This is a genomic window from Pseudomonas sp. 2848 (genome assembly GCF_003253945.1).
Taxonomy (GTDB): domain Bacteria; phylum Pseudomonadota; class Gammaproteobacteria; order Pseudomonadales; family Pseudomonadaceae; genus Aquipseudomonas.
Map to the genome: position 1 here is coordinate 48176 of NZ_QKZD01000014.1, position 26938 is coordinate 75113.

27 protein-coding genes and 1 pseudogene are annotated in these 26938 nt (G+C 63.3%); 11 read left to right on the plus strand and 17 right to left on the minus strand.

Annotated elements, in window-relative coordinates; translation table 11 throughout:
- Positions 1–9: 9 nt before the first annotated feature.
- Positions 10–1695 carry a diguanylate cyclase gene (locus tag DFS21_RS23055; RefSeq protein ID WP_256591530.1) on the minus strand — a complete coding sequence of 562 codons (1686 nt, stop codon included), beginning with the start codon at positions 1693–1695 and terminating at the stop codon, positions 10–12.
- A 120-nt stretch (positions 1696–1815) separates the two neighbouring features.
- Positions 1816–3045, minus strand: coding sequence for a diaminopimelate decarboxylase (gene lysA, locus DFS21_RS23060; RefSeq protein ID WP_110703489.1), 1230 nt, complete (start codon positions 3043–3045; stop codon positions 1816–1818).
- A 142-nt stretch (positions 3046–3187) separates the two neighbouring features.
- On the opposite strand from lysA, the gene DFS21_RS23065 reads away from it, so the two are divergent.
- Positions 3188–4102, plus strand: a complete 915-nt coding sequence (locus DFS21_RS23065) for a LysR family transcriptional regulator (protein WP_110703491.1) — start codon at positions 3188–3190, stop codon at positions 4100–4102.
- A gap of 92 nt (positions 4103–4194) precedes the next feature.
- Positions 4195–4533 carry a hypothetical protein gene (locus DFS21_RS23070; RefSeq protein ID WP_102683713.1) on the plus strand — a complete coding sequence of 113 codons (339 nt, stop codon included), beginning with the start codon at positions 4195–4197 and terminating at the stop codon, positions 4531–4533.
- Here the strand turns inward: DFS21_RS23070 and cynR are convergent.
- On the minus strand, positions 4521–5438 hold the full coding sequence (gene cynR / locus DFS21_RS23075) for a transcriptional regulator CynR (protein ID WP_110703493.1): 918 nt from the start codon (positions 5436–5438) through the stop codon (positions 4521–4523). The genes DFS21_RS23070 and cynR overlap by 13 nt on opposite strands.
- A 112-nt stretch (positions 5439–5550) precedes the next feature.
- Between cynR and DFS21_RS23080 the strand changes: the two genes are divergently transcribed.
- The 3 genes from DFS21_RS23080 (at position 5551) to DFS21_RS23090 (ending at position 8011) form a co-directional block, all read left to right on the plus strand.
- The gene (locus DFS21_RS23080) at positions 5551–6210 is read left to right on the plus strand and encodes a carbonic anhydrase (protein ID WP_110703495.1); all 660 of its coding nucleotides are present in this window, start codon (positions 5551–5553) and stop codon (positions 6208–6210) included.
- 28 nt (positions 6211–6238) lie between these two features.
- Positions 6239–6709 carry a cyanase gene (gene cynS, locus DFS21_RS23085; RefSeq protein ID WP_038706489.1) on the plus strand — a complete coding sequence of 157 codons (471 nt, stop codon included), beginning with the start codon at positions 6239–6241 and terminating at the stop codon, positions 6707–6709.
- A gap of 78 nt (positions 6710–6787) precedes the next feature.
- Positions 6788–8011 (plus strand): amidohydrolase family protein, encoded by a 1224-nt coding sequence (locus DFS21_RS23090; protein ID WP_111533212.1) that lies wholly within the window; start codon positions 6788–6790, stop codon positions 8009–8011.
- A gap of 44 nt (positions 8012–8055) precedes the next feature.
- Here the strand turns inward: DFS21_RS23090 and DFS21_RS23095 are convergent, their stop codons facing one another.
- Entirely contained in the window at positions 8056–8781 is a 726-nt protein-coding gene (locus DFS21_RS23095; RefSeq protein ID WP_110703499.1) for a hypothetical protein, read from the minus strand.
- Between the two features lie 307 nt (positions 8782–9088).
- On the opposite strand from DFS21_RS23095, the gene DFS21_RS23100 reads away from it, so the two are divergent.
- Complete coding sequence (locus DFS21_RS23100; protein ID WP_111533213.1) at positions 9089–10441, plus strand: MFS transporter; 1353 nt, start codon at positions 9089–9091, stop codon at positions 10439–10441.
- 88 nt (positions 10442–10529) lie between these two features.
- Here the strand turns inward: DFS21_RS23100 and DFS21_RS23105 are convergent, their stop codons facing one another.
- On the minus strand, positions 10530–11351 hold the full coding sequence (locus DFS21_RS23105) for a helix-turn-helix domain-containing protein (RefSeq protein WP_256591531.1): 822 nt from the start codon (positions 11349–11351) through the stop codon (positions 10530–10532).
- Between the two features lie 108 nt (positions 11352–11459).
- Here DFS21_RS23105 and DFS21_RS23110 point away from each other — a divergent pair, with 108 nt between their 5' ends.
- Together DFS21_RS23110 and DFS21_RS23115 are read left to right on the plus strand one after the other, a co-directional pair.
- A complete protein-coding gene (locus DFS21_RS23110; protein WP_110703505.1) occupies positions 11460–11774 on the plus strand; it encodes a DUF2834 domain-containing protein in 315 nt (104 codons plus the stop codon).
- Positions 11771–12211 carry an MAPEG family protein gene (locus DFS21_RS23115; RefSeq protein WP_110703507.1) on the plus strand — a complete coding sequence of 147 codons (441 nt, stop codon included), beginning with the start codon at positions 11771–11773 and terminating at the stop codon, positions 12209–12211. The genes DFS21_RS23110 and DFS21_RS23115 overlap by 4 nt, the downstream gene beginning before the upstream one ends.
- Positions 12212–12257: 46 nt before the next feature.
- On the opposite strand, the gene DFS21_RS23120 is transcribed toward DFS21_RS23115, so the two are convergent.
- On the minus strand, positions 12258–12581 hold the full coding sequence (locus tag DFS21_RS23120) for a hypothetical protein (protein ID WP_110703509.1): 324 nt from the start codon (positions 12579–12581) through the stop codon (positions 12258–12260).
- Entirely contained in the window at positions 12578–13195 is a 618-nt protein-coding gene (locus DFS21_RS23125; RefSeq protein ID WP_146230439.1) for a hypothetical protein, read from the minus strand. The genes DFS21_RS23120 and DFS21_RS23125 overlap by 4 nt, the downstream gene beginning before the upstream one ends.
- A 234-nt stretch (positions 13196–13429) precedes the next feature.
- Between DFS21_RS23125 and DFS21_RS23130 the strand changes: the two genes are divergently transcribed.
- Entirely contained in the window at positions 13430–13903 is a 474-nt protein-coding gene (locus tag DFS21_RS23130) for a hypothetical protein (protein WP_111533215.1), read from the plus strand.
- A 185-nt stretch (positions 13904–14088) separates the two neighbouring features.
- On the opposite strand, the pseudogene DFS21_RS23135 reads toward DFS21_RS23130, so the two are convergent.
- From DFS21_RS23135 to gloB, 10 genes and pseudogenes are all read right to left on the minus strand, one after another.
- Positions 14089–14529, minus strand: a pseudogene (locus DFS21_RS23135) (GNAT family N-acetyltransferase); the annotation flags it as partial.
- A gap of 95 nt (positions 14530–14624) precedes the next feature.
- Positions 14625–14894, minus strand: a complete 270-nt coding sequence (locus DFS21_RS23140) for a DUF3077 domain-containing protein (protein ID WP_110703515.1) — start codon at positions 14892–14894, stop codon at positions 14625–14627.
- A 198-nt stretch (positions 14895–15092) separates the two neighbouring features.
- A complete protein-coding gene (locus DFS21_RS23145) occupies positions 15093–15338 on the minus strand; it encodes a hypothetical protein (RefSeq protein WP_046854814.1) in 246 nt (81 codons plus the stop codon).
- A 387-nt stretch (positions 15339–15725) separates the two neighbouring features.
- A complete protein-coding gene (locus tag DFS21_RS23150) occupies positions 15726–17336 on the minus strand; it encodes an ABC transporter ATP-binding protein (protein ID WP_111533217.1) in 1611 nt (536 codons plus the stop codon).
- A gap of 1 nt (position 17337) precedes the next feature.
- A complete protein-coding gene (locus DFS21_RS23155) occupies positions 17338–18357 on the minus strand; it encodes an ABC transporter permease (protein WP_111533218.1) in 1020 nt (339 codons plus the stop codon).
- A 1-nt stretch (position 18358) separates the two neighbouring features.
- The gene (locus tag DFS21_RS23160; RefSeq protein ID WP_046854817.1) at positions 18359–19432 is read right to left on the minus strand and encodes a microcin C ABC transporter permease YejB; all 1074 of its coding nucleotides are present in this window, start codon (positions 19430–19432) and stop codon (positions 18359–18361) included.
- Between the two features lies 1 nt (position 19433).
- Positions 19434–21266: an extracellular solute-binding protein gene (locus DFS21_RS23165; RefSeq protein WP_111533219.1), complete on the minus strand. Its 1833-nt coding sequence runs from the start codon at positions 21264–21266 to the stop codon at positions 19434–19436.
- Positions 21263–23095 (minus strand): extracellular solute-binding protein, encoded by a 1833-nt coding sequence (locus DFS21_RS23170; protein ID WP_218281297.1) that lies wholly within the window; start codon positions 23093–23095, stop codon positions 21263–21265. Before DFS21_RS23170 ends, DFS21_RS23165 begins: the two co-directional genes overlap by 4 nt.
- A 178-nt stretch (positions 23096–23273) precedes the next feature.
- Entirely contained in the window at positions 23274–24704 is a 1431-nt protein-coding gene (locus DFS21_RS23175; RefSeq protein ID WP_110703521.1) for a lytic transglycosylase domain-containing protein, read from the minus strand.
- Positions 24705–24804: 100 nt separating this feature from the next.
- Entirely contained in the window at positions 24805–25584 is a 780-nt protein-coding gene (gene gloB, locus DFS21_RS23180; protein WP_111533220.1) for a hydroxyacylglutathione hydrolase, read from the minus strand.
- An 84-nt stretch (positions 25585–25668) separates the two neighbouring features.
- Between gloB and DFS21_RS23185 the strand changes: the two genes are divergently transcribed.
- The gene (locus DFS21_RS23185; protein WP_038706475.1) at positions 25669–26442 is read left to right on the plus strand and encodes a methyltransferase domain-containing protein; all 774 of its coding nucleotides are present in this window, start codon (positions 25669–25671) and stop codon (positions 26440–26442) included.
- A 13-nt stretch (positions 26443–26455) separates the two neighbouring features.
- Complete coding sequence (gene rnhA, locus DFS21_RS23190; protein ID WP_111533221.1) at positions 26456–26902, plus strand: ribonuclease HI; 447 nt, start codon at positions 26456–26458, stop codon at positions 26900–26902.
- Positions 26903–26938: the final 36 nt, after the last annotated feature.

Sequence of the window (26938 nt, forward strand, 5' to 3'; positions counted from 1 at the left end):
GCGATGGGATCATGATTGGGCAACTGCCGATAGTTCTTTTTCCGTTACTACCCGATTGCGCCCCTGCGCCTTGGCTTGATAGAGCAACCGGTCCGATCTTTCCAGTGTGTCCGATATCGATTCGCCGGCTCTCCACAGGGCAACCCCCAGCGAAATCGTGATATGCCCGACGGTATCGAGTTCCGCGGCTTCGATCACGGTTCGAAGCCGCTCGGCAACCTCCGCGCCAGTAGCAATTGAACCGTTGGGCAGCAGCAGCAGGAATTCCTCGCCGCCCACCCTGCAGACCAAATCGTCTGGGCGCGAGGCCTGCCTCATCAACTGGGCCACGGTGCGCAGGGCTTCATCGCCGACGGCATGGCCGTAGGTATCGTTGACCCGTTTGAAATGGTCGATGTCCACTGCGATCGCAGCGAAGGTTTTCAGTGTTTGCTGCCACAACGCCAAGGTTTCTTCCATCGCCCGGCGATTCGCCAGTCCGGTCAACGGGTCACTGTGTGCCTGTTGATTGAGCCGCCCGATCTTTTCTTGCAGAAGGTTGGCCCCCAGCAGCAGAGCGCGGCGGATCTGCCAGCTTTCAAAATAATCCGCAGGTACCGCGAGGATGCGCTCGTAGCTTTCAGGTGCATCCAGACGCTTGGCGCTCTCCGCCAGACGGGAAAGCGGGACGGAAATTTTCACGCCCAGCCACCAGATCAACAGCAGGCCGAACACACCGAGTGGGAGGATGCCTTTGGCAACTTTGATCGTCGTCGCCTCCAGCGTTGCCTCAATGTTCGACAGCGGCCGCTGTGAAATCACGCTCCAACGGCTGCTGGGGATACTGGCGAACCCGGCGAGCATCTCGTTGCCACTGCTGTTCATCGCTCGCATCGAGCCGTGACTGTGCTGGAGCGCCGCCTCGACGATAGGGTCGGTTGCCAGGATCGTACCGATGCGCTCCGGGTCAGGGTGGTACAGCACTTGCCGATGGCTGTCGACTAAATAGACATGCGCGCCATCTTCGCGGATGTTCAGGTCCATGAGCGCCTGCAACGTGTTTTTCTGCTCCAGGCGGATGCTGCCGCCCACAAGCCCAAGGTATTCACCATTGCGGCTGAAAATGGGATGGGAGACGAATACGACCAGGTTGCCGGCAAGGGACTTGAATGCGTCGCTGATCATCGGCTCTCGCCTCGTCAGCGGCGAGCGACGTTGCAGCACCTGGCCGTCCAGTTGCAGGCTGCTGGGGGCAGAAGCAATGATCTTTCCTTCGGCGTTGGCTATCAGTACCGAGTTGAAGCTGTGGTCCTGGCTCAGGAGGCGGTGCGCCTCATCGTGCAGGGCAGATCGGTCTGTGAAGGCGCGACCGATGACGGTGGATGCAAAACCCAGGCGATCGAGCTCGGAGCTCAATACCTCCTCCACACTGGTAGCGATTCGGGCAGCATAGGCTTCGTTGGTCTGGAGGGCGTTTTCCACCAGTTCGGCTTTCTGGGTGGTGAACATCACCACAAACGTATTGGCCAGGGTTGCGATGGCACAGATCAGCGCGAAGGCCAGCAGCAGCGTGCGCAGGGTGAGCTTGGGGCGTGGCCGTGTGGGCATGTGGCGCATCCGGATGCTGAAGGCATGCGATTTGGTGAAGTAGCGTCGCCGTGGGGTTGCAAACGCGCTCCTTGCGCCTTGTGGCGTATCCTGTGTGGCCTTCTGCATCAAAACGCGATAGTTCGGGCTGAGTATCTCACATCTGTTTTTGAGCCACCATTTTGACATTTATTCGACGGCGCATCGCCTTTCGGCGACCCGCCGCGAACAATCGCTTGCCCTTGCCGGCTAGTTCATTCGCTCGAGCTGCAACAATTCCTCTACCGTCTGCCTGCGGCGAATCATGCGCAATTCACCCTGATCGAGCAGGAATTCAGGCAACAACGGCCGGCTGTTGTAGTTCGACGACATGGACGCGCCATACGCCCCCGCATCGTGAATCACCAGCAGGTCACCGACCTTGGCCTGGGGCAGGTCCTGGGGGGTCAGCTCTTCGTCGTTCTGGGTGAACACATCTCCCGACTCGCACAGCGGCCCCGCCACCACGGTCGGTTGAAGCGGGCGGCTCACTGGTCGGCCCACGGCATCGAACAGGCTCATGCGGTGGTAAGCGCCGTACATGGCCGGGCGCATCAGGTCGTTGAAACCAGCGTCGACCAGGATGTAGTGGCGCTCGCCCATCTGCTTGACCGCGCGCACCTCGGCCACCAGGTAGCCGGACTCGGCCACCAGGAAGCGCCCCGGCTCGATCTCCATGCGCACGGAGTGGCCGAGCATCGCCTCGATTTCCGAGCGGGCCACCGCCCAGGTGTGGGCGTAGCGCTGCAGGTCCACCGGCTGGTCGCCGTCGCGGTAGGGGGTGGACAGGCCGCCACCGATGGAGAAGGCCTCGATGTCCATGCCCAGGCGGCCGATCAGCCCGACCATGGCTCCGGCCACCTGCTCCAGATGTGCGTAGTCCACCCCCGAACCGATGTGCATGTGCACGCCCACCAGGTGCAGGCCGTGCTCTTTCACGCAGGCCAGCGCCTCGGGCAGTTGTTCGTGCCAGATGCCGTGCTTGCTGTTCTCGCCGCCGGTGTTGGTCTTGCGGCTGTGACCATGGCCGAAGCCGGGGTTGATGCGCAGCCACACCCGGTGGCCGGGGGAGCGCTCGCCGAGCTGGCGGAGCATGTCGATGGAGCCGGCGTTGACCTCGATGCCAGTCTCCACGACCCGCGCCAGGGTTGGTTGGTCCAGCACGTCGCAGGTCAGCACCACGCCGGCCGGCTCGCCGCCCACCGATGCGCCAGCGGCGAAGGCGCGTTCCATTTCTCCCAGGGAGACCGCGTCGAGCACCAGGCCGCGTTCGCGGATCAGGCGCAGCACGTGCAGGTTGGGGTTGGCCTTCTGCGCGAAGCGCACGGTGTCGAAGTGCTGCTTGAGCTGGTCGATGCGCTGATGGATGGTCTGGGCGTCGTAGGCCCACAGCGGCGAGCCGTGCTGGCGGACGGCATCGGCCAGGAGGGTGGTGGTCATGGTGGCGTTCCTTGTTTTGGATACGCCGATGGTGAGGCAGTTTTAGTGATTCAGAAAAATAGCTATTGTTCTGAAGGTAATTCATATCTGATATGTAACAACCCCTCCAGATTTCTGGTTACGCACAGGTCTTGTTGCAGCCATGCGACTTTCCATTCGTCATATCGAAGTTTTCCGCGCCATCATGGCCGCCGGCAGTGTCACTGGCGCCGCGCGCCTGCTGTTCACCTCACAGCCCACGGTCAGCCGCGAGCTGGCGCGCATGGAGCAGGTCACCGGCCTGAGTTTGTTCGAGCGCGAAGGCGGGCGCCTGGTGCCCAGTGCCCAGGCCTTGTTGCTGATCGAGGAAGTCGAGCGTGCCTTCGTCGGCCTCGAGCGCATCGACCGCTTCGCCCAGGCCATCCGCAATTTCGAGCAGGGCCGGCTGGCCGTCACCTGCCTGCCGTTGTTCTCGCAAACCCTGCTGCCGAAGGCCTGCAAGGCGTTTCACCAGCACCATCCTGGGGTCAGCCTGAGCATCACCGCCCAGGAGTCGCCGTTGTTGGAGGAGTCGCTGGTCGCCCAGCAGCACGACCTCGGCCTGACCGAGACCGCGCAAGTGCCGCGGGGTGCGGTCGGCGAGCTGTTGTTCAACGCCGACATGGTCTGTGTGCTGCCCGCGCAGCACCCCTTGCTGGCCAAGCCGGTACTCCAGTTGCAGGACTTCCATGAGGTCGATTTCATCAACCTTGCCAGCTTGGACAGCTACCGCCAGCAACTCGACCGGCATTTCCGCGAGGCCGGCGTGAACCGGCGCACGATCATCGAGACCACCAGCGCCGCCTCGGTGTGCGCCATGGTCCGCCAGGGGCTGGGGGTGGCGATCATCAACCCGCTGAGCGGGCTGGAAGCGGGGCAGGCTGGGCTGGCGATCCGCCGCCTGAGCCTGTCGGTGCCGTACCAGGTGATGCTGATTCGGCCAGAGCTGCGGCCGGCGTCAGTGGTGCTGGAGCCGTTCTGCCAGGCGCTGCGGGTGCAGGCCAGGGCAATGGAGGCGGCTTTGGCGCAAGGCACTTGAGCGGTCGGGCGACCGATTGGAACGTTCTCAGCCACGCCAGGGTCAACCCCCTCAGCAGTGATCGAAAATGCTCCACAGCATGAGGAATCGCCATGAGTACGCTGACGATCGAAGGCTGGTTCAAAGCTGAGGGTGATCGCAGGTCCACCCCGGTGGGTGATATCCACTTCGACATCCAGGGTGTGAACCACCGCAAGTTGGAGCAGGCCGAGGAGCGCCTGCAACAGAGCCACGAGCCCGAGGCGATGGTGGATGTCGACATGGATAGCCTGAACCTGGTGTTGCCCGAGGGCTACGGCCCGTTGTCGGACTGCCGCCTGCGCGTCTATCTGAGCGACGACGAGCGTGGCCAGTTTCACCTGGTCGGGCATCGGGCCAGCGATGGCAGCCTGATCTACACCAATGCGGTGTTGATCGCTCAGCTGAGCTGAGTATCGGCTGCGCGGTCGCCGGTTTCCAGGCGTGCCGCCACTGACGTTGCCACTTCGATGAAAGCCCGCGCCGCCGCGCTCTGGTAGGCGCCCCTGCGCTGCATCAACACCGCAGTGCGCTGCAGGCGCAGTGGGTCCAGGGCAATGGCGGCCAGGTCGTCATGGGCCAGGGCGATGGTGGCGGGCAGCAGGGTCGACAGTGTCGTACGGCGCACCACTTCGATCACTGCGCCAATGGCGTTGGCCTCCATCCGCACCCGTGGGCGTATACCGTGCTGGCGGAAATAGCGCTCGATCTGCTCGCGCGTGGCGAACTCGGCGCTGAGCAGTATCAGCGACTCGTCGTTGAGCGCCTGCGGGCCAATGCTGCGGGCAGTGGCCAGCGGATGTGCGCGACCGACCACCAACGCCAGGGTTTCCACCAGCAGCGGGCGGCTGTCGATGTCCTGGCTGTGGACCTCATCGAAAGCGATGCCGACATCCAGCTCATCGGCCTGTAACAGCTCCTCCATGCGCTCTTGGGCGATTTCGCGCAGGTTCAGGGTGATGTTGGGGTAACGCGCATGGAAGGCCTCGACCAGCGGGCCGATCAGATAGCTGGTGAAGGTCGGCGTTACCGCCACCCGCAGCGATCCTCGGCTCAGGTCGCCCACGTCATGGATGGCGCGCCTGGCCTCCAGCAGTTCCTGTTCCGCCCGCTTGGCATAGCGCAGGTAGACCTCCCCGGCATCGGTCAGCCGCGTGCTGCGCCCGGAACGGTCGAACAACTGCGCGCCAAGGCTTTCCTCCAGTTGCCTGACCTGTTGTGACAGCGCCGGCTGGGAGACATGCAGCGCCGCTGCGGCGCGGGTGAAACTGTGGTGTTGCGCCACTGCGAGAAAGTACTGGAGGTGCCGGGCAAGCATGACTGTTTCCATAAGATAATCTGATGCGCTTCATCATAAATGAGACTTTTACCTTATGTAATGCGCTGCGTAACCTTTGCCTCAACACACCGCGACATTGAGGCAAGCAGCCATGAAAGACATCATCGACGGTTTTCTGAAGTTCCAGCGCGACGCCTTCCCCGAGCGGGTCAAGCTGTTCAAGGACCTGGCCACCCAGCAAAGCCCCCGGGCGCTGTTCATCTCCTGCTCCGACAGCCGCCTGGTGCCCGAGCTGGTCACCCAGCGCGAGCCGGGCGACCTGTTCGTCATCCGCAACGCCGGCAACATCGTGCCTTCCTACGGCCCTGAGCCCGGCGGCGTATCGGCCTCGGTCGAATATGCCGTCGCCGCCCTGCAGGTGGCCGACATCGTCATCTGCGGCCACTCCGACTGCGGCGCCATGACCGCCATCGCCACCTGCAAGTGCCTGGACCACATGCCTGCCGTGGCCGGCTGGCTGCGTTACGCCGACTCCGCCCGAGTGGTCAACGAGGCGCGCCAGCATCACAGCCCGCAAGCCAAGGTCGAGGCCATGGTGCGCGAGAACGTGATCGCCCAGCTGGCCAACATCCAGACCCACCCCTCGGTGCGCCTGGCCCTGGAAGAGGGCCGCGTGCGCCTGCATGGCTGGATCTACGACATCGAAAGCGGCCGCATCGATGCCTTCGATGGGCGCACCGGCCAGTTCGTGACCCTGGCGCAGAACCCTGACGTCAACGCCGTTTCCCACCCCTCCAGGCACGTTGCCTGAACCTCTTTCAAACCCAAGGAGATACACCATGATCCAGTCGCAAATCAGCCAGAACGCCCGCCTTGCCCTGAGCGAAGTCATCCTCCTGGCCAAGGCCCGCAAGGACCTGTCGTTCGCCCAGATCACCGACGGCACCGGGCTGTCCGAAGCCTTCGTCACTGCCGCGCTGCTGGGCCAGCACCCGCTGCCGGCCAGCGCTGCCCAGGTGGTGGGTGACAAGCTCGGCCTGGACGCCGATGGCATTGCCCTGCTGCAGACCGTGCCACTGCGCGGCAGCATCCAAGGCGGCGTGCCGACCGACCCGACCATCTATCGCTTCTACGAGATGCTGCAGGTGTACGGCACCACCCTCAAGGCACTGGTCCACGAGAAGTTCGGCGACGGCATCATCAGCGCCATCAACTTCAAGCTCGACGTGAAGAAGGTCGACGACCCGGAAGGTGGTTCCCGCGCGGTGATCACCCTGGATGGCAAGTACCTGCCGACCAAACCGTTCTGATTCGCCCTTAGGGGAGTGGCCCGACCGCAGCAAGACGGCCGGGCCGCTCGCTAATGATCCCCTATCAGGAGTGACGGCATGGACCTGATCTTCAGAAATGTCCGCATCGACGATGCAAAACCCTTGATGGATGTGGCCGTGCGCAATGGCAAGATCACTGATATCGCCCAGACGATCACGGCAACGGCAAACCAGGAAATCCAGGGCAACGGCAATGTCCTGGTCCCCGGCTTCGTCGAAGCCCACCTGCACCTGGAAAAAGCCAATGTCATGCAGCGCAAGGCCAACCGCTCCGGCACCTTGAAGGAAGCGATCGCCGTCACCGCCGCGCTCAAGCCCACCCTGACCCGCGACGATATTCGCGAGCGCTCTGTGCAGGTGTTGCGCGCCCTGGTGCAGGCCGGCACCACCCATGTGCGCGCCCACGCCGAGTTCGATCCGGCCCAGGGTTTTACCGGCCTGGACGTGGTCCTGAAGCTGCGCGAAACCTTGCGTGATGTCATCGATATCCAGGTGGTGGCGTTTCCCCAGGAAGGCATCCTGAAACTGCCCGGCATGAAAGCGATGATGGTCGATGCCATGGAGAGGGGCGCCGATGTGGTCGGCGGCATTCCCTACAATGACGTATCGCCCCTGGAGCACATCGATTTCGTCTTCGACCTGGCCCAGCGCTACGGCAAGGACATCGACCTGCACCAGGACTTCGCCGACGACGCCGAGCACATGAGCATCGAGTACGTCGCCCGCCGGACCCTCGCCGCGGGCTACCAAGGACGCGTCAGCGTCGGCCACCTGACCAGCCTGGCGGCCGTGGAGCCAGCGCGCCAGGCGCGCATCATCGCGCTGCTGCGCGAAGCCGGCATCAGCGTGATGTGCCTGCCTGCCACCGACCTGCACCTGGGCGCCCGCGGCGACAGCCACAATGTGCGCCGCACCTTGACGCCGGTGCGGGCGTTGCGCGATGGCGGGGTGAACGTGTGCCTGGCCACCAACAACATCCGCAATGCCTTCACCCCCTACGGTACCGGCGACCTGCTGCACATCGCGCAACTGGCCATTCCCGCCTGCCACCTGGGCGGGGCGGACGACCAGGCCACGGTGCTGCCGATGCTCACCAGCAACCCGGCCAAGGCCCTGGGGTTGCAGAACCATGGCCTGGCGGTGGGCAACGACGCGGACCTGGTGCTGATGGATACCCACCGTGTCAGCGATGTGATCCTCGACCTGCCGGCGCGGCTGATGGTGCTCAAGCGCGGCAGGGTGGTGGCGACGGCCGAGCATCGCCGCTCGGTGGTGTTCTGAGCGGTTGTTACGGTAACTGCGTCAGGTGGGGTTGCAGCGTGTTGTCAGCCCTGAGCCGCCACGGCAGCTTGATCGTTGAAGCCCTGCTCCAGTTCGATCCCGTATTGAAACATCGCCATGTCCATGATCCGCGCGGTGGGGTATTGCAGCCCAAGGCGTCCGGTGCGCAGGGGCAGGGCAGGGACGGCGAGTTCCTCGACCAGTTCCGCCAATGCCGCCAGGCCTTTGCCACTGGCATTGGTGATTGAGGAGCGGCGGGGGAACAGATCGCGGCATGCCGCAATATAGAAACGGTCGAGCGCTGGGCACTCACCCCAGACGCCCATCAGAATCTTGGTCTTGAGGGTGTTCGTCCAGGAGACGTTGGTCGCCAGGGACTCCATGGAGCCCAGCACGGAATCCAGCAATTTCTGATGGCGGGCCCGGTTGCTGTTGTCAGGTCCGAAGTCCTCCAGCGAGAGATCAAGCAACTCGGCACCCTGACCTTCGAAGAGCAGTTTGGCCAAGGCCTTCATCAGGTCCAGATTGCTGTTCTGCAGGAGCCCCGAGGAACCTCGGAACATCCCCCAGTTCGCCAGGTAGAAACCGATGTGCAGCGCGGTCGTCTCTAGCTGTGTCTTGGATGTCAGGTCGGACCAGTGGGTACGGGAATCGTCCCAGATGTACTCGTACAGGAACTCCCAGGCCTTGAGCCTTGGGTAAAGATTGCCTGGCGCCGGCTGGATGTTGCCGTAGTAGGTCTTGGCGTAGTGATGCACATCGAAAGTCATGGGGCAACGTCCTGTCGAGATGGGGGTGGCATTCTAGTGGCGCATGATCCGCCAGTCGACCATGACGGATGTTCTGCCAACCCGTGTTCATAGGTCGTGCTCATGATCCGCCACGTGTCGCTGTCGGTGGGTAGCAGGTGCTCGATCCGCAGCGAAGCCGCCGCTTTCGCAAGGGAATGTCTCACTAAGGGTTTGGCTATCGCCCGGTATCAACGCGATCGATGTTGGCAGACGCGCCGCGTTCTCTCCCTCTAGTTTGCGCAGGGCGTGCTGGAACCCCGAACAACAATAACGAGGGACCCCGACCATGCCCACCGCCCCCCAAGCGTCCAACGCCTGGCGCATCCTGTTCCTGCTGTTCCTGGCCAACCTGTTCAATTTCTTCGACCGTACCATCCCCGCCATCGTCATCGAGCCGATCCGCCTGGAGTGGCACCTGAGCGACTTCCAGATCGGCATCATCGGCACCGCCTTCACCCTGGTCTACGCCATCGCCGGCCTGCCGCTGGCACGTATCGCCGACACCGGTTCACGCAGCAAGCTCATGGGTTGGGGCCTGCTGGTGTGGAGCGGGCTGACGGCGGTCAACGGCATGGTCGGCAGTTTCTGGAGCTTCCTGCTGGTGCGCATGGGCGTGGGCATCGGCGAGGCCAGCTACGCGCCCGCCGCCAACTCGCTGATCGGCGACCTGTTCCCCGCCGGGCGGCGGGCAAGGGCGATGGGCATCTTCATGCTCGGCTTGCCGTTGGGCCTGTTGCTGGCGTTCTTCAGCATCGGCGCGATGGTCGAGGCCTTCGGCAGCTGGCGCGCACCGTTCTTCATTGCCGCCGTGCCTGGCGTGCTGCTGGCGCTGTTCATCTTCATGATCCGCGAGCCTGCACGCGGTGCGGCGGAGTCTGTGGCCATCGCCCAGACCCCGCTCGACCGCCCGCTGCGCCGGGTGCTCAGCGTGCCCACCTTCGCCTGGCTGGTGTTGGCGGGGCTGACCTTCAATTTCGCCACCTATGCCTGCAACTCATTCATGGTGCCGATGCTGCAGCGTTACTTTGCGCTAACGCTGCACGACGCCGCAGTGGCCACCGGGCTGATCGTCGGCCTCAGCGGCCTGGTGGGCCTGACCCTCGGCGGCTGGGTGGCCGACAAGGTGCACCAGCGCTTCGCCAATGGCCGCCTGGTGTTTGCCGCGTTGAGCATGCTGGTAGCCAGCCTGTGCACCGCCTGGGCGCTGAATGCCGGGCGCATCGAGCTGGGGGGCTTCGTGGCGGTCTTTGGTATTGGCTGGCTGTTCTCGTACAACTTCTACACCTGCGTGTACACCGCTATCCAGGACGTGGTGCAACCGCGCTTGCGGGCCACGGCCATGGCACTGTTCTTCGCCGGGCTGTACCTGCTGGGCGGCGGGCTAGGGCCGGTGGTGGTCGGCGGGCTGTCCGACCACTTCGCCGTGGCGGCCATGACGGCGGCGGGTGAGGGCCTGATGAGCGAGGCGTTCAAGGCACAGGGGCTGCATGATGCGATGTACTTGATCCCCGTGGCGCTGATGTTGACCATGTTGTTCCTGCTGGCGGCTTCGAGGTGTTTCAGCCGGGATGCGCAGCGGATGCGCGAGGGCATGGTGCTGGAGGGCGGGGCGGTGGCGGGGCAGGCGGCACAGGCTTGATTCCATGCGTATCGGCCTGGTCGCCAGCACTTGCTTGTCGAGAAGGTTGGCATTGAGGTTCATCGAGTCCTGACGCCGCGATTGTCACTCAAATCTCGGCGTTGCGGATCACCCGTTGATAGGCCGCCGTCATGACTTGCCATGTTTCGCTGTCGGCGGGCACCAGGTGCTCGATACGCAGCGACGCCACCGTGATGTCCTGCGGCATGCCGAAGGTGGTGAAGGTGGACAGGAAGCGCAGCTCACCCTCGGCAGTGCGCACCCGGGTCAGCACCACTGGAGACATCGGCGTATCCGCCGCCAACGCGGGGGGCACGGGCAAGTCTTGCAGTAGTCTGGCCAGGTCAGGATTGCTCACAGCCTCCCTGGCCGCCCGCTGCCAGGCAATCGCCCGTATCTCGTCTGCATTGACCAGATGATCCCCCAGCCCGCCCGGGCGCAGCAGTGTGTCCAGCAGGTTGAGGCCCGAGGTGCTGGTGGTCGCTACGCTGGCCATTGCGAACAACAGTCCGGCACTGGCATTGGCCGCCGTGATGTCCCAGTTGCTGGCGATGACGATGGCCGGTGCGGGGTTGTTGGCCTGCAGGATGTGCTCCACGGCGTCGTGCACCATCTTCATGGCCGGGGCGTCCGCTGCAGAGGCCATGTAGCGCGGTGCATAGCCAGCCGCGAGGAACACTTCGTTGCAGTGCTCGAGCGGCACCTGCAGCGCGCTGAGCAGGGCATGCAGGGTGCCGGGGCTGGCCTTGGCGCGGCCGGTTTCCACGCAGCTCAGGTGGCGTTGCGAAACACCGGCGAGCAACGCCAGGTCGAGCTGGCTGAGCCCGGCCTGGCGCCGCAGGCGGCGCAGATGTGCGCCCGCATTGGTGGCGGTGGGCGGGTGCGGGGTATGGAAGGGAAGAGGGCTCATGCTGCGACTCTGGCTGTCCTTGGCTGAAGCGTCCATGACCTGTGAGGTCATTGAGGCAGGGCGACTGTATCACTACTGTGCGGGGGTGAATCACTCAAGGAGAGGACGATGCGCGTTGAGAAGTTTGCCTTGCCGGTGCTGCTGGCGTTTGTGCTGTATACCGGCTGGACGATGCTGCAGGCGCGGCAGTCGCTGCTTGCCTTTGGCCTTGAGTTGCTATCACGGCCCGATACGGCCCAGGTGGTGATCGACCTGTATCTGATGGCGGCGCTGGCCTGTGTGTGGATGGTCAACGATCACCGCAGCCGCTGCGGGTCGCTGCTCGGTGTGTTGCCCTACCTGTTGTTGACTGTGGTGTTCGTTTCGATGGGGCCGCTGTTGTACATCGTAGTCAAGGGCTTAGTGCACAGGTGTCAAGCATGAGCGGCGCCCTGGCGGCTTTTGCTGGTTGCGTGGTGGTGCTGTGCTGCAAGATGCTGGCGATCTCCTGTTACCAGGGCTATCACCGGCTGCGCCACCTTGCGTTCATCAACCCGGAAGATGCAGCGGTGTTCGGGCGCTCGGCACAGCCCGCAGATTTGCCTGCAGTGACACGGGCCATGCAGGCCTGGCGCAACGATCTGGAGAACATCCCGATGTTCATTGCGCTCGCTGGGCTGGCGGTTGCACTGCAGGCGCCCGTCACCCTCACCTTGTGGTTGAGTGGCGTGTTTACCGCAGCCAGGGTGTTGCATACGGTGACTTACCTGGCGGGCATCCAGCCGTGGCGGACGGTGAGCTATGGCTTGGGTGTGCTGTGCCTGGTCGGGCTGGCGGGGTTGGTAGTCCAGCGGGTGCTGGTGGCGCAGTTACCTGGGTGATGGGCCATGCCTCGCAATGCCCCGTACAGGGTCTGGTATCACCCGATCAGTTGAACCCGGCCATGAACTTCGCCATATCGCTTTTGACGTTGTGTGCATTAGCCATGACTTCTTCGAACAACGTCTTCATCAACTCGTAATCCTGCTCTCGGTCAGTCACGGAGAACGGTGTGGAGCCAGTGCTTCCATTGAGCCGAAACCAGAACGTGCTGATTTCCCGGTCGGGGTCGAAGTCGGATGAAATGATGAGCGTGATTCCCTCGTGGGAGGCCACGTAAGAGGCGCCTTCACCCACGCTCCATTGCAAGCTGCCGATGCGAGTGTGCTGAAGGACGAACGCCATGAACTTTTCGAATTGAACGGGGATCATGCTGGCTCACCTATGTATTCATTTTTTGAAGCCGAATGCGTCAAGAGCTCATCCTGCATTCGTTTGAGTGTATCGATGGTCAACCTGTAGGGGTTTTGGCCCGCACCCGAAGCGGGGTATTGAGGTGCCGCATAAGTCGGGTTCGCCTGTGCCCTGTTTGCTCTGGACTGCACCACATGCTCATAGCTGTTGAGGATATCCAGGTTTTCACGGTAGCGCTCGGGGGTATGCTGCTTCGAGAATAAGGCAATGTAGCCTTGCTTGATGCGTGAGATGAAAATCACTGAAACAGCTTTCTTGCTGTTCAGGTCGCTGAGCGCCGCATTGATGATTTCAATGCAGGCCTGGACGTCGTGGTGCTCCATCTGGCGTTTGAGCCGGTTGTGAGCGACTTCGGCGGCGTGGGCCATCTGGCGTGTGACCGAACCAGTGCGCATGATCTCGAAGATTGCCACGATCAGGCCGAACAGGGTGATCCAGAAGCCCAGGAAGCCCAGGGTGTTGACAGGGTCTTTGATCAGGGAAGGGTAATTGATACCAGACAGGATCGCACCCACCAGCAGGAGCAGGAATATGAACACATACACCCATCGACTCAAAGGTTTTCCTATCATGGCAAACGTCCGTTAGTTGCAGTGTGCCTGGATTGTGCAAACGTTAATTCTAGCTTCGCAGTACCTCATACTCCAGCAGCCATGCCGACCCAAGCTGTCGGCTGTTTCCTGTGGTTTGAACGCCTTGAGTAGAAAACCCCATCCCGCCAGGGCGCGTGCCAAAGCGGGCCAGGGCCCTCGCGCAGCGACAATGGCCGTGGTAGTTTGCGCCGCCTGCTAATAAGGACGCATGCCGTGGATTATCGAGTGACAAGGAACGTCGAGGCGGGCGATATCCCGTCGCCTTTCAGAAAACTGGCCATACAGCTGCTGGGTGTGTTCGTGGTCCTTCCGGTGGTGGTGGTCGCGGGATACGGCGGCATGGCTGCCTTGCTCATCCTCACCGCGATGACCCACGAGAACTGGGGTGAGCGCTGGGTCGATCAACTGGCCCGCCTGGGGTTGGCCCTGCTGGTGGTGGTGGGCTTGTTCGGTGTGAGGACTGGGGTAAGGCTCTATCGCCACTTCATCCTCAGCACCCAGCCACCGCCCTGGGCCCGCGCGGCCTGGAGGGGGCTGGCCAGCGCAAGCCTGGCGAACCTGCTGATCATGTACTGGATACCGGGGCCGATGTTGCTCATGGGGTGGCCCTTGATCGGCAGCGCGGCGTTCGCCCTGCTGTTGCTGCAAAGCGCCAGGCGGGCAGGCCGTAGTACAGGAAACATCTGACGATGCCAATGTCAGGCCTGGCTGATCGCATCATGCCTGTCCTTGTAGGCAATCAGATCGGGGAACGCGATACTCCGTTCACCTTCGGCGCAGGTATGAGGCATTGCCCCTTCATCCAGCAGTTTCGCCAGATACTCGCAAGAAACGTTGAGCGCGTGTGCCGCTTCCGAAATGGTCAGCGTGGACTTTTCCATGACGATGGTGCGTTCTGCACCATGGAATTCATCACGAAGTTTCCGATACCCCAACCGCGCGTAGAAGCCTTGGGCCGTGATGGACGAAGGAACGCGCAATGCTGTGACATCGGCTTTGATCGCCGCTGTGTGGATGGCCCTCATCAGCTGCCTGCCAATACCTACCCCATGATGGATCGGCGCGACAAACACTGTCCTGACGACATCACCATCGAGACTTGCCGTCCCCAGCAGATCGTTCTGCTTGACCGCCACGAACACCAACCGGCTATCGAGCAAGGCACTGACCGCCGCAGGTGAAAAACTCTGTTCTACCTGGGCGATCACCTCTGCCGGGTAATCCTGCGAGTTGGATTCGCGCAGTGCCGCGATCACGATGCGACTGATGGCTTGTGCATCATCGCGCTGAGCGCGGCGGATATGACATTCCATGGACGTATCCCGAACTGATGTCCCCAAAGCCTAACCCGTGTCGAGCGGCCTTGTATTACGAAAGGGCCGCAAAGCGGCCCTATGCACCTGTGACCTTAGTGCTTCATCCCAAGCTCCGCATCATCCATCAGCGCCTTGGCCAGCGCGCTCAGGTAATACGATGCCCAGATCAGTTGAGGTTTCTCCTCCATGATCCCGGTGATGGTCAGGTCGCACACGCAGCCCATCAACTCCGAAGCCTGTTCCCGTGCGTGCTGGCAAGGGATGCCGGGTTCGATGCAGAACAGCGGGTCGGTATGCCCTTCACCCTGGTAGAACCGGGTCTTGCCCACGGTGGTGTGGGGCGTGGTGTCGTTTGTGCTCATTGCTCAATCTCCCTGAAATGATCAGTGCCTGGGCTTGCGCAATCGCGGGACAAGCTCGCTCCCACGGGTACAGGTTCCACGCCGCATGTGGTGTGCTGCACGTAGATCGCAGCCATGGATCACAGCGTGTTTGGATCACAGCGTGGGAGCGGGCTTGCCCCGCGATTGCGTCAGCCCAGCCAACAAATGACTTAAGCCCTAGTGCAACGTCCGAGGCTCCACCTGCGGCATCTGCACCTGAATCAACGCCGATTCGAGCAGCACCCGCAGCGCCTCCATTTCATGCATCGCGGCCATGACCAGAATCGATACGGGCGACTTGGGATGCAGCAGAACAGCCTGATGCGCGACGGTCTGCGCGCACAGGGCGTACTCCGTGGCCTGAATGATGGTGTCTTCGAGGGAGTGGGGATTGTGGGGTGGATCGGGGACGATCTTTAACATAACAATTTCCCTTTGGTGGTGCGGCCACCTGCCTGCTGTCAAACAGTAGGGTGGCAGCTGTACGTGGGTTGACAGACCGGCGGAAATTGCAAAGTTCCGGCGCACGCAAGCGTGCCCGCACGTACAGCTGCCATAAAGGTTGAGCTGCGTGCAATTTGCCGTCACAGCCTGTCAAAGCTGTATCGTTGATGTGCAACGACAGGCCGAGACTAGAGCCCCACCAGGGCGACCGCAACGGAAAAAAGGCGGCAGGAGTATGTTTGGGAAATGGACTACAGCATAGGGTTTTAATCTGATTTTTCTGGACGGCCCACCGCGATACAGCGTAATACCAAAAAGGCGGACAGCGGTTGCGCATCCGATGACATTTGAGTTGGCTACGCTGCTTCAGGCGGTCGACGTCGTCCCCAAAAACGCAGCTTCCAACAACTGCCTCGTATACCCATGCCGCGGCTCCTGAAATATAGCCCCCGCATCCCCCTGCTCAACCACCTGCCCATGCTTGATCACCATCAATTGATGACTCAACGCCTTCACCACCGCCAGGTCATGGCTGATAAACAGATAAGTCAGGTTGTACTTAACCTGCAAGTTCCGCAAAAGCTCAACCACCTGCCGCTGCACTGTCCGGTCCAGCGCCGAGGTCGGCTCATCCAGCAGAATCAGCGCCGGCTTCAACACCAACGCCCGAGCAATCGCAATCCGCTGCCGCTGCCCGCCGGAAAACTCATGGGGATACCGATGCCGCGTCCGCGGATCCAGCCCCACTTCCTCCAACGCCGCGATAATCGCCGCTTCCTGCTCGGCCGGCGTGCCAATCTTGTGAATTCGTAACCCCTCGCCAACGATATCCGCCACGCACATGCGCGGGCTCAGGCTGCCAAAGGGGTCCTGGAACACCACCTGCATTTCCCGCCGCAGCGGCCGAACTTCCTTCTGGTTCAGCCCCTCAAGATTCTGCCCGTGGAAGCGAATCCCGCCCTGGCTGGAAATCAACCGCAAGATGGCCAGCCCCAAGGTGGACTTGCCCGACCCACTTTCGCCAACGATGCCCAGCGTCTGCCCCTGGGGCAGGCTGAAGTTCACTCCGTCCACGGCCTTCACATGGTCCACGGTGCGTCGCAGCAGCCCCTTCTTGATCGGGAACCACACCTTCAGGTCCTTCACCTCAAGCAACGGCGCGCCTTCGGCATTCGCAGCCGGTGCGCCACTGGGCTCGGCGTTGATCAGCATCTGTGTATACGGATGCTGAGGCTTGCTGAACAGCGTGGCGCAGTCGGCCTGCTCGACGATCTTGCCGCACTGCATCACGCACACGCGGTGGGCGATGCGGCGTACCAGGTTGAGGTCGTGGCTGATCAGCAGCAGGGCCATGCCCAAGCGCGCCTGCAACGACTTGAGCAGGTCGAGGATCTTCAACTGCACGGTCACGTCGAGCGCCGTGGTGGGCTCGTCGGCAATCAGCAGCTCGGGTTCGTTGGCCAGGGCCATGGCGATCATCACCCGTTGGCGCTGGCCACCGGACAGCTCGTGGGGCAGGGCTTTCAGGCGCTTCTGCGGCTCGGGAATGCCGACCAGTTCCAGCAGCTCCAGGGTGCGCGCCGTGGCGGCCTTGCCGGTGAGGCCCTTGTGCAGCAAGAGGATCTCGTTGATCTGCTTCTCGATGCTGTGCAGCGGGTTCAGCGAGGTCATCGGCTCCTGGAAGATCATCGCGATGCGGTTGCCGCGAATCCGCTGCATGGGCTTCTCGCCCAGGTGCAGCAGGTCCTTGCCGTCGTACTGGATGCTGCCGCTCGGGTGCCGCGCCAGGGGGTAGGGCAGCAGGCGCAGGATCGAGTGGGCGGTCACCGACTTGCCCGAGCCGCTTTCGCCGACCAGGGCCAGGGTCTCACCCTTGCGGATGTCGAAGCTGATGCCGTCGACCACGCGGTTGACCTGTTCGCCAGTGACGAACTCCACCGCCAGGTCGCGGACTTCGATCAGGGTGTCTTGGCTCATGTCATTTCCTCGGGTCGAAGGCGTCGCGGGCGGATTCGCCGATGAATACCAGCAGGCTCAGCATCACAGCCAGCACGGCGAAGGCGCTGATGCCCAGCCACGGGGCTTGCAGGTTGGACTTGCCCTGGGCCACCAGCTCGCCCAGCGATGGGGAGCCGGCGGGCAGGCCGAAGCCGAGGAAGTCCAGGGCGGTGAGGGTGCCGATGGCGCCAGTGAGGATGAACGGCATGAAGGTCATGGTCGAGATCATCGCGTTGGGCAGGATATGCCGGTACATGATCGGGCCGTTGCGCATGCCCAGGGCGCGGGCGGCGCGCACGTATTCCAGGTTGCGCCCGCGCAGGAACTCGGCGCGCACCACGTCCACCAGGCTCATCCACGAGAACAGCAGCATGATGCCCAGCAACCACCAGAAGTTGGGCTGCACGAAGCTGGCGAGGATGATCAGCAGGTACAGCACCGGCAGGCCGGACCAGATCTCCAAGAAGCGCTGGCCGGCCAGGTCCACCCAGCCGCCGTAGAAGCCCTGCAGGGCCCCGGCGACCACGCCGACAATGGAGCTGGCGATGGTCAGCGTCAGGGCGAACAGCACCGAGATGCGGAAGCCGTAGATCACCCGGGCCAGCACGTCGCGGCCCTGGTCGTCGGTGCCCAGCAGGTTGTCGGTGGAGGGCGGCGCGGGGGCGGGTACTTTCAGGTCGTAGTTGATGCTCTGGTAGCTGTAGGGGATCGGCGCCCACAGCACGAAGGCGTCTTTCTTGGCCAGCAACTCGCGGATGTACGGGCTCTTGTAGTTGGCCTCCAGCGGGAACTCGCCGCCGAAGGTGGTCTCCGGGTAGCGCTTGAAGGCTGGGAAGTACCACTCGCCGTCGTAGCGCACGGCGATGGGCTTGTCGTTGGCGATGAACTCGGCGCCCAGGCTGAGCACGAACAGCACCAGGAAGATCCAAAGCGACCACCAGCCGCGGCGGTTGGCCTTGAAGCGCTCGAAGCGCCGGCGATTGAGGGGGGAGAGGGCCATGTCAGTGCTCCCGGCTGGCGAAGTCGATGCGCGGATCGACCAGGGTGTAGGTGAGGTCGCCAATCAGCTTCACCACCAAACCGAGCAGGGTGAAGATGAACAAGGTGCCGAACACCACCGGGTAGTCGCGGTTGATCGCCGCTTCGAAACTCATCAGGCCCAGGCCGTCGAGGCTGAAGATCACCTCGATCAGCAGGGACCCTGTGAAGAAGATGCCGATGAACGCCGAGGGGAAGCCGGCGATCACCAGCAGCATGGCGTTGCGGAACACATGGCCGTAGAGCACGCGGGTGCGGCTCAGGCCCTTGGCCTTGGCGGTGACCACGTACTGCTTGTTGATCTCGTCGAGGAAGCTGTTCTTGGTCAGCAGGGTCATGGTGGCGAAGTTGCCGATCACCAGCGCGGTGATGGGCAGTACCAGGTGCCAGAAGTAGTCGAGCACCTTGCCGGTGGTGCTCAGCTCGTCGAAGTTGTTGGAGGTCAGCCCGCGCAACGGGAACCAGTCGAAGTAGCTGCCGCCGGCGAACAGCACGATCAGCAGGATGGCGAACAGGAACGCCGGGATGGCGTAGCCGACGATGATCGCCGAGCTGGTCCACACGTCGAAGTGGCTGCCGTGGCGCACCGCCTTGGCGATCCCCAGTGGGATCGACACCAGGTACATGATCAGTGTGCTCCATAGCCCCAGCGAGATGGACACGGGCATCTTCTCGGCGATCAGGTCGATGACCTTGGCGTCGCGGAAGAAGCTGTTGCCAAAATCCAGCTGGGCGTAGTTCTTGACCATGATCCACAGCCGCTCGGGGGCCGACTTGTCGAAGCCGTACATGCGCTCGATCTCGGCGATCAGCGCCGGGTCCAAGCCTTGCGCGCCACGGTAGTTGGAGCCGGCCACCGAGACTTCGGCGCCGCCGCCGGCGATGCGGCTGGTGGCGCCTTCGAAGCCTTCGAGCTTGGCGATCATCTGTTCCACCGGGCCGCCGGGGGCGGCCTGGACGATGATGAAGTTGATGATGAGGATGCCGAACAGGGTGGGGATGATCAGCAGCAGGCGCCGCAGGATATAAGCCAGCATGTCAGTTGGCCTCATCCGGTGTGGCGGCTTCGCTTACCACGGGCGTGACGTCGGGCTTGATCCACCAGGTGTCGATGCCGATGTCGTACTTGGGCGATACGGCGGGGTGGCCGATATGGTTCCAGTAGGCCACGCGCCAGGTCTTGATATGCCAGTTGGGGATCACGTAGTAACCCCATTGCAGCACGCGGTCCAGGGCGCGGCAGTGCTCGATCAGGCTCTGCCGGGAGTCGGCGTTGATCAACTGCTCCACCAGCTGGTCGATGGCAGGGTCGCGCAGGCCGATGAAATTGCGGCTGCCGGGGTTGTCGGCGGCGGCGCTGTTCCAGTACTCGCGCTGCTCGTTGCCGGGCGAGTTGGATTGTGCGAAGCCGCCGACGATCATGTCGTAGTCACGCGAGCGCAGGCGGGTGATGTACTGCGACACGTCCACGCGGCGGATCTCGAGGTTGATGCCAAGGTCCGCGAGGTTGCGCTTGAACGGCAGCAGCACGCGCTCGAACTGGGTCTGGGCCAGCAGGAACTCGATGGTCATCGGCTTGCCGTCTTTATCGACCATCTTGTCGTCGACGACCTTCCAGCCGGCCTCCTGCAGCAGCTTGTAGGCCTGGCGCTGCTGGTCGCGGATCATGCCGCTGCCGTCGGTGACCGGGTTGTGGAAGGCGCCGTTGAACACCTCGTCCGGCACCTTGCCGCGCAGCGGCTCGAGGATCTTCAGCTCGGCGGGGCTGGGCAGGCCGCTGGCGGCCATTTCGGAGTTCTCGAAGTAGCTGCCAGTGCGGGTGTAGGCGCCGTTGAACAGCTGCTTGTTGGTCCATTCGAAGTCCAGCAGCAGGCTGATGGCGTGGCGCACGCGGATGTCCTGAAACATCGGCTTGCGCAGGTTGAAGATGAAGCCCTGCATGCCGACGGGGTTGCCGTTGGGCAGCTCTTCCTTGATCAGCCGGCCGTCGCGCACGGCGGGCACGTCGTAGGCGGTGGCCCAGTTCTTTGCGCTCACCTCCAGGCCGTAGTCGAACTGGCCAGCCTTGAGCGCTTCGAGGGCGACGGTGTTGTCGCGGTAGGAGTCGAAGGTCATCACGTCGAAATTGTAGAAGCCGCGGTTGATCGGCAGGTCCTTGGCCCAGTAGTCCTTGACCCGCTCGTAACGGATCGAGCGGCCGGCCTTCACCTCGGCGACCTTGTACGGGCCGCTGCCGAGCGGGATCTCCAGGTTGCCGCGGTCGAAGTCGCGGCCTTGGTACCAGTGCTTGGGCAGCACCGGCAGCTGGCCGAGGATCAGCGGCAGCTCGCGGTTGTTGTTGTGCTTGAACTTGAACAGCACCGTGAGCGGCGTTTCGGCGACTACTTCTGCGACGTCGGCGTAGTACTGGCGGTACAGCGGCGCGCCGTCCTTGATCAGGGCGTTGAAGGTGAATACCACGTCCTCGGCGCGCATCGGGTGGCCGTCGTGGAAGCGTGCCTCGGGGCGCAGGTAGAAGCGCACCCAGCTGTTGTCGGGGGCCTTTTCGATCTTGCCGGCCACCAGGCCGTACTCGGTGAAGGGTTCGTCCAGGCTCTGGCGCATCAGGGTGTCGTAGATGGCGCCGACGTTGTCGGCGGGCACGCCCTTGTTGATGAACGGGTTGAGGCTGTCGAAGCCGCCGAAGCTGGACTGGCGAAAGGTGCCGCCCTTCGGTGCGTCGGGGTTGACGTACTCGAAGTGCTTGAAGTTGGCCGGGTATTTCGGTGCCTCGTCGTACAGGGTCAGGGCGTGTTGCGGGGCGGCCACGGCCGGGAGCGTGAGGCAGGTCAGCAGCAGGCTCGCGGCCAGGCGGCGCAGGGTCGGCGTCATTTGGCTTTCTCCGAAGGCTTCTTGATCCACCAGCTGTTCAGCCCGAGGGTGTAGGGCGGCGTGGTGACGAAGGCGAACCGGTTGCGGTAGGCCAGGCGGTGATTGTCGAGGTACCAGTTGGGGATCATGTAGTACTGCCATGAGAGCACGCGGTCCAGGGCGCGCGCGGCGGCAATCTGGTCATCGCGGCTGCGGGCGGCGAGCAAGGTGTCGAGCAGGTGGTCGACCACCGGGTCCTTCACGCCAGCATAGTTCTTGCTGCCCTTGGTGGCGGCCTGGCTTGAGTGGAAATACAGCCACTGCTCGAGGCCCGGGCTCAGGGTCTGGTTCAGGGTCATCAGGATCATGTCGAAATCGAACTGGTCGAGCCGTTGTTTGTACTGGGCGCGGTCCACGGTGCGCAAGCGCGCATCGATGCCGATGCTGGCCAGATTTTCGACATAAGGTTGCAGGATGCGTTCGAGGTTGGGGTTCACCAGCAGCAGCTCCAGCCTGAACGGTTGGCCTTTGCTGTCGACCAGGCGCTGGCCGTTGAGCTTCCAGCCGGCCTGGGCGAACAGGGCCAGGGCCTGGCGCAGGGCGGGGCGGCTGATGCCGCTGCCGTCGGTGTGGCTGACCTGGTAGGGCTCGGTGAACAGCTTGTCCGGCAACTGGTCGCGGAATGGCTTGAGCAGCAGCCATTCCTTGCCGGTGGGCAGGCCGCTGGCGGTGAAGTCGCTGTTCGGGTAATAGCTGGTCGAGCGGCGGTAGGCGCTGCTGAACAGGGCGCGGTTGGTCCACTCGAAGTCGAGCATCAGGCCTAGCGCCTGGCGCACCCGTGGGTCGCTGAACGCGGCGCGGCGACTGTTCATGAACAGGCCTTGGGTTTGCGTGGGGATCTTGTGCGGAATCTGCGCCTTGATCACCTCGCCACGGCGTACGGCGGGGAAGTTGTAGCCGTTGGCCCAGTTCTTCGCCTGGTGCTCGATGTAGATGTCGAATTCACCGGCCTTGAACGCTTCGAAGGCCACGGTGGCGTCGCGGTAGAACTCGTATTCGACGCGCTTGAAGTTGTACTTGCCGCGGTTAACCGCCAGGTCCTTGCCCCAGTAGTTCTTCACCCGTTCGAACACCAGGCGCCGGCCCGGCTGCACCTCGGTGATGCGGTACGGGCCGCTACCCAGTGGTGGTTCGAAGGTGGTGGCCTTGAAGTCGCGCTTGGCCCAGTAGTGCTTGGGCAGCACCGGCATCTCGCCCAGGCGCAGGATCAGCAGCGGGTTGCCGGTGCGCTTGAACACGAAGCGGATGCGCAGGGGGTTGAGGATATCGACCCGGGCCACTTCCTGCAGGTTGGTACGGTAGATCGGGTGGCCGTCCTTGAGCAGGGTGCGGTAGGAAAACGCCACATCCTGCGCGGTGATCGGTACACCATCATGGAAGCGCGCCTCGGGGCGCAGGTTGAACACTACCCAGCTGCGGTCCTCGCTGTACTCGACCGAGCGGGCGATCAGGCCGTAGCTGGAGGTGGGTTCGTCGCCGGACGGGTCGTACATGCCGGTGCCGACCATCAGCGGCTCGTTCAGCTCGTTGATACCGTACTGCAGGAAGTTGGGCGTGGTGACCGGGCTCGAGCCCTTGAAGGTGTAAGGGTTGAGCGTGTCGAAGGTGCCGAAGGCCATGGCCCGCAACGTGCCGCCTTTGGGGGCTTGCGGGTTGACCCAGTCAAAGTGGGTAAAGCTGGCCGGGTACTTGAGCGTGCCGAACTGCGCGTATCCGTGGCTTTCGCTCACCATCGCGACGGCGGGGAAGCTCAAGGCCAGGCTGAGTGACAGCAGGAGGGGACGTATCAAGTCGGCATCCGATCCAGAGGGCGTTGGGCTTGGTTCGGGGTACAGTAACAGCTTGTCTGGAATGGAAAAAGGGTAGGGCGCGGGGCTTTGCTTCAGCCTTCAAAGCATCGTGGGGCCAGCCCGCTCCCACGCCGATCGTGACTGGCGTGGGAGGGGGGCTGGCCCCGCTATCGAGGTATCAGCGCGCGAGGTAGACGGTCAGGGTCTGGCCTGGCTTGAGCGCATGCCCGGTACGTGGGTTCCAGCGCTTGAGGTGCTTCATCTCGACGTTGAAACGCTTGGCCACCAGGTAGTACGAGTCGCCCTTGCGCACCTTGTACTGGGTGGAGCGTTGCTTGGCGTCGGCCACGCGGTTGGCTGCCGCGCTCGGCGCGCTGCCGCCACGCAGGGCCAGGACCTGGCCGACCTTGAGGCTGTTGCCGCGGATGCGGTTCCAGCTTTGCAGCTGCTTGACCGACACCCGGTTGGCCTTGGCGATGCTGCCCAGGTTGTCGCCACGCTTGACCCGGTAGCTGCGCGCCGCGGGTGCCTTGGCCTCGGCCAGGGCGGCCTGGAACACGGCCTTGTTCGGTTGCAGGCTGACCAGTTCCTCGGGCTTGAGGTTGGACATGCGGTCGCTGAGTAGTTGTGCCTTGGCAGTCGGCACCAGCAGTTGCTGGGGGCCGTCCACGGTCATGCGCTTCTTGAAGGCAGGGTTGAGCTGGATCAGTTCGTCTTCGTCGATGTCGGCGAAGGCGGCCACGCGGGACAGGTCGAGGCGGTCGTTGATGGCGACGGCTTCGAAGTACGGCTCGTTGGCAATCGGGTTCAGGTTGACCCCGTAGGCGGCCGGGGTGTTGACCACCTGCGACAGGGCCAGCAGCTTGGGCACGTAGTCGCGGGTTTCCTGCGGCAGCGGCAGGTTCCAGTAGTCGGTCGGCAGGCCCAGGCGCTCGTTGCGCTCGATGGCGCGGCTGACCGTGCCTTCACCGGCGTTGTAGGCCGCCAGGGCCAGCAGCCAGTCGCCGTTGAACATGTCGTGCAGGCGGTTCAGGTAATCCAGCGCGGCGTTGGTCGAGGCGGTGACGTCGCGACGGCCATCGTAGAAGTTGGTCTGGCGCAGGTTGAAGTGGCGCCCGGTGGACGGGATGAACTGCCACATGCCGGCGGCATGCGCCCGGGAGTAGGCCATCGGGTTGTAGGCGCTCTCGATGGCCGGCAGCAGGGCCAGTTCCAGTGGCATGTCGCGTTCTTCGAGGCGCTCGACGATGTAGTGCAGGTAGAGGCTGCCGCGCTCGCCGGCGTTCTCGAGGAACGACGGGTTGCTGGCGAACCACAGGCGCTGCTGTTCGATGCGCGGGTTGACGTCCATGCCGTCCTGCAGGGCGAAGCCCTGGCGCATGCGCTCCCAGACGTCCTGCGGCGGTGCCTGCTCCTTGGGCTTGACCACCAGCGGCGCCGGTTTGTGCTTGATCCGCGCCTGATAGTTGTGCGCGCGAACGCTGTCGGCTTCGTCGAGCTGACGGGTGCTCTGGCAGCCGACCAGGGTGGCGGCCAGCGCCAGTGCACTGATCTGGGCCAGTCGCGTCAGGGCGACCGAATGAGAGGTTCTGCGGCTACGGGAAGACATCGGCTGGGACGGTTATCCGGGCGAAAAAGTTGGGCGATTCTAGAAACCGCTCCCCGCCGGGTCAACCATCGGGCCTATGATGCGATATATCTTGGGGTTATCAGAACACGTCCTTCCAAGACCTCAAGGCAGCAAAAACAGTGGCTTGGCTGGAGTTGGAATGTCCCTTCCATTCGTCTGCTTTTTGTTTAACGAATGTTTCAGCGGTGCGCAAAAACGGGTTGGTCAGGCGCTCCATGCCAATATTGGAGGGCAAGGTGATGCGATTGTCGGCGCGCAACCGGGTAACGTCCTCGAACCGTTGGCGAACGTGTTCGTTGTCGGGTTCCACGGCACGGGCGAATCGCAGGTTGCTCAGGGTGTATTCGTGGGCGCAGTACACTTCGGTCGCGGCGGGCAGGGCGGCCAGGCGTTGCAGCGAATGGTGCATCTGCTCGGGCGTGCCTTCGAACAAGCGACCGCAGCCGGCGGCGAACAGGGTATCGCCACTGAACAGTAGCGGTGTGGGCGATTGCGCAGTGTAATAGGCGATGTGCCCCAGGGTGTGGCCGGGCATGGCCAGGACCTCGAAGGCCAGGCCCAGCACCTCGATGCGGGCGCCGTCTTCCAGGGCGATGTCGCGGCCCGGGATAGGTTCGCTGGCCGGGCCGTACACCCGGGCGCCGGTGGCCTGTTTCAAGGCTTCGACGCCGCCGACGTGGTCATGGTGGTGGTGGGTGACGAGGATTGCCTGCAATGCCCAGTCCGGGTGCCGCTCCAGCCACGCGCGCACCGGCCCGGCGTCACCGGGGTCGACCACTGCGCAGCGGCGATTGGCAGTATCCTGTAACAACCAGATGTAGTTGTCGTTGAAAGCGGGTAGGGCATCGATCTGTATCATGTGCGGATCCGTATCGCCAAGCCTGGACATTGAGGGCATCTTAGCCGCGATGGCGCGAGCGGAGAACCTTCGAGGGAGAACGCAATGACCGACCAAGCCTTCGCCCAGGCCGACCCCGACTGGGTCGAGCTGATCCGCCTGGCCCGCGACTGGTTCGATGGGCCTCTTGGGCAGTTGATGCTCAAGGAGGAGGAAAAGTTGCTCGAAGAAGAGCTGCGGCGCTTCTTCGGTGGCTACCTTGTGCACTACGGCCCCTGCGCCGAACCTCCGCCCAATGCCCCGCAGGTGCAGCGCAACGTGCGCCTGGGCGCGCCGCTGCCGGGGGTGGAGATCGTCTGCGAGGAGCAGGCCTGGCCGCTGTCGGAGCATGCTGCCGACGTGGTGGTGCTGCAGCATGGCCTGGACTTCAGCCTGTCCCCTCACGGGCTGCTGCGTGAGGCCGCCAGTTCCGTGCGCCCGGGGGGGCACCTGCTGATCATCGGGATCAACCCCTGGAGCAGTTGGGGCGTGCGCCATTTCTTCAGCCATGGGGCCTTGCGCAAGGCCCGCTGCATCTCGCCGTCGCGGGTTGGCGACTGGCTCAACCTGCTGGGCTTCGCGCTGGAGAAACGCCGCTTCGGGTGTTATCGTCCGCCGCTTGCCTCGCCGGCCTGGCAACAGCGCCTGGCTGGCTGGGAGCGCGTGGCCGGGGGCTGGCAAACTGCCGGCGGCGGTGTCTACCTGCTGGTGGCGCGCAAGATGGTGGTGGGCCTGCGGCCGCTGCGCCTGGAGCGCCGCGAGCCGATGGGCAAGCTGCTGCCGCTGCCGCTGGCCAAGGTCAACCGCAGCGCCACCCATCCCGAATCCGAAAAGCACTGAACATGAGTGGTACATGAGCGATAGCGTCGAGATCTACACCGATGGTGCCTGCAAGGGCAACCCTGGCCCGGGCGGCTGGGGTGTGCTGATTATCTACAAGGGCGTCGAGAAGGAATTGTGGGGCGGCGAGCGCGAGACCACCAACAACCGCATGGAGCTGATGGCGGCGATCGAGGGCCTCAAGGCGCTCAAGCGCGAGTGCGAGGTGCTGCTGACCACCGACTCGCAATACGTCATGAAGGGCATCAACGAGTGGATGGTCAACTGGAAGAAGCGCGGTTGGAAGACCGCGGCCAAGGAGCCGGTGAAGAACGCCGACCTGTGGGTGCAGCTCGATGAGCAGGTCAACCGGCACAAGGTGACCTGGAAGTGGGTCCGTGGACATATCGGCCATCCGGGCAACGAGCGGGCCGACCAACTGGCCAATCGTGGGGTTGATGAGGTTCGCGCGCAACGTTGATTGTGTTGCGGGCAATCGCGGGGCAAGCCCGCTCCC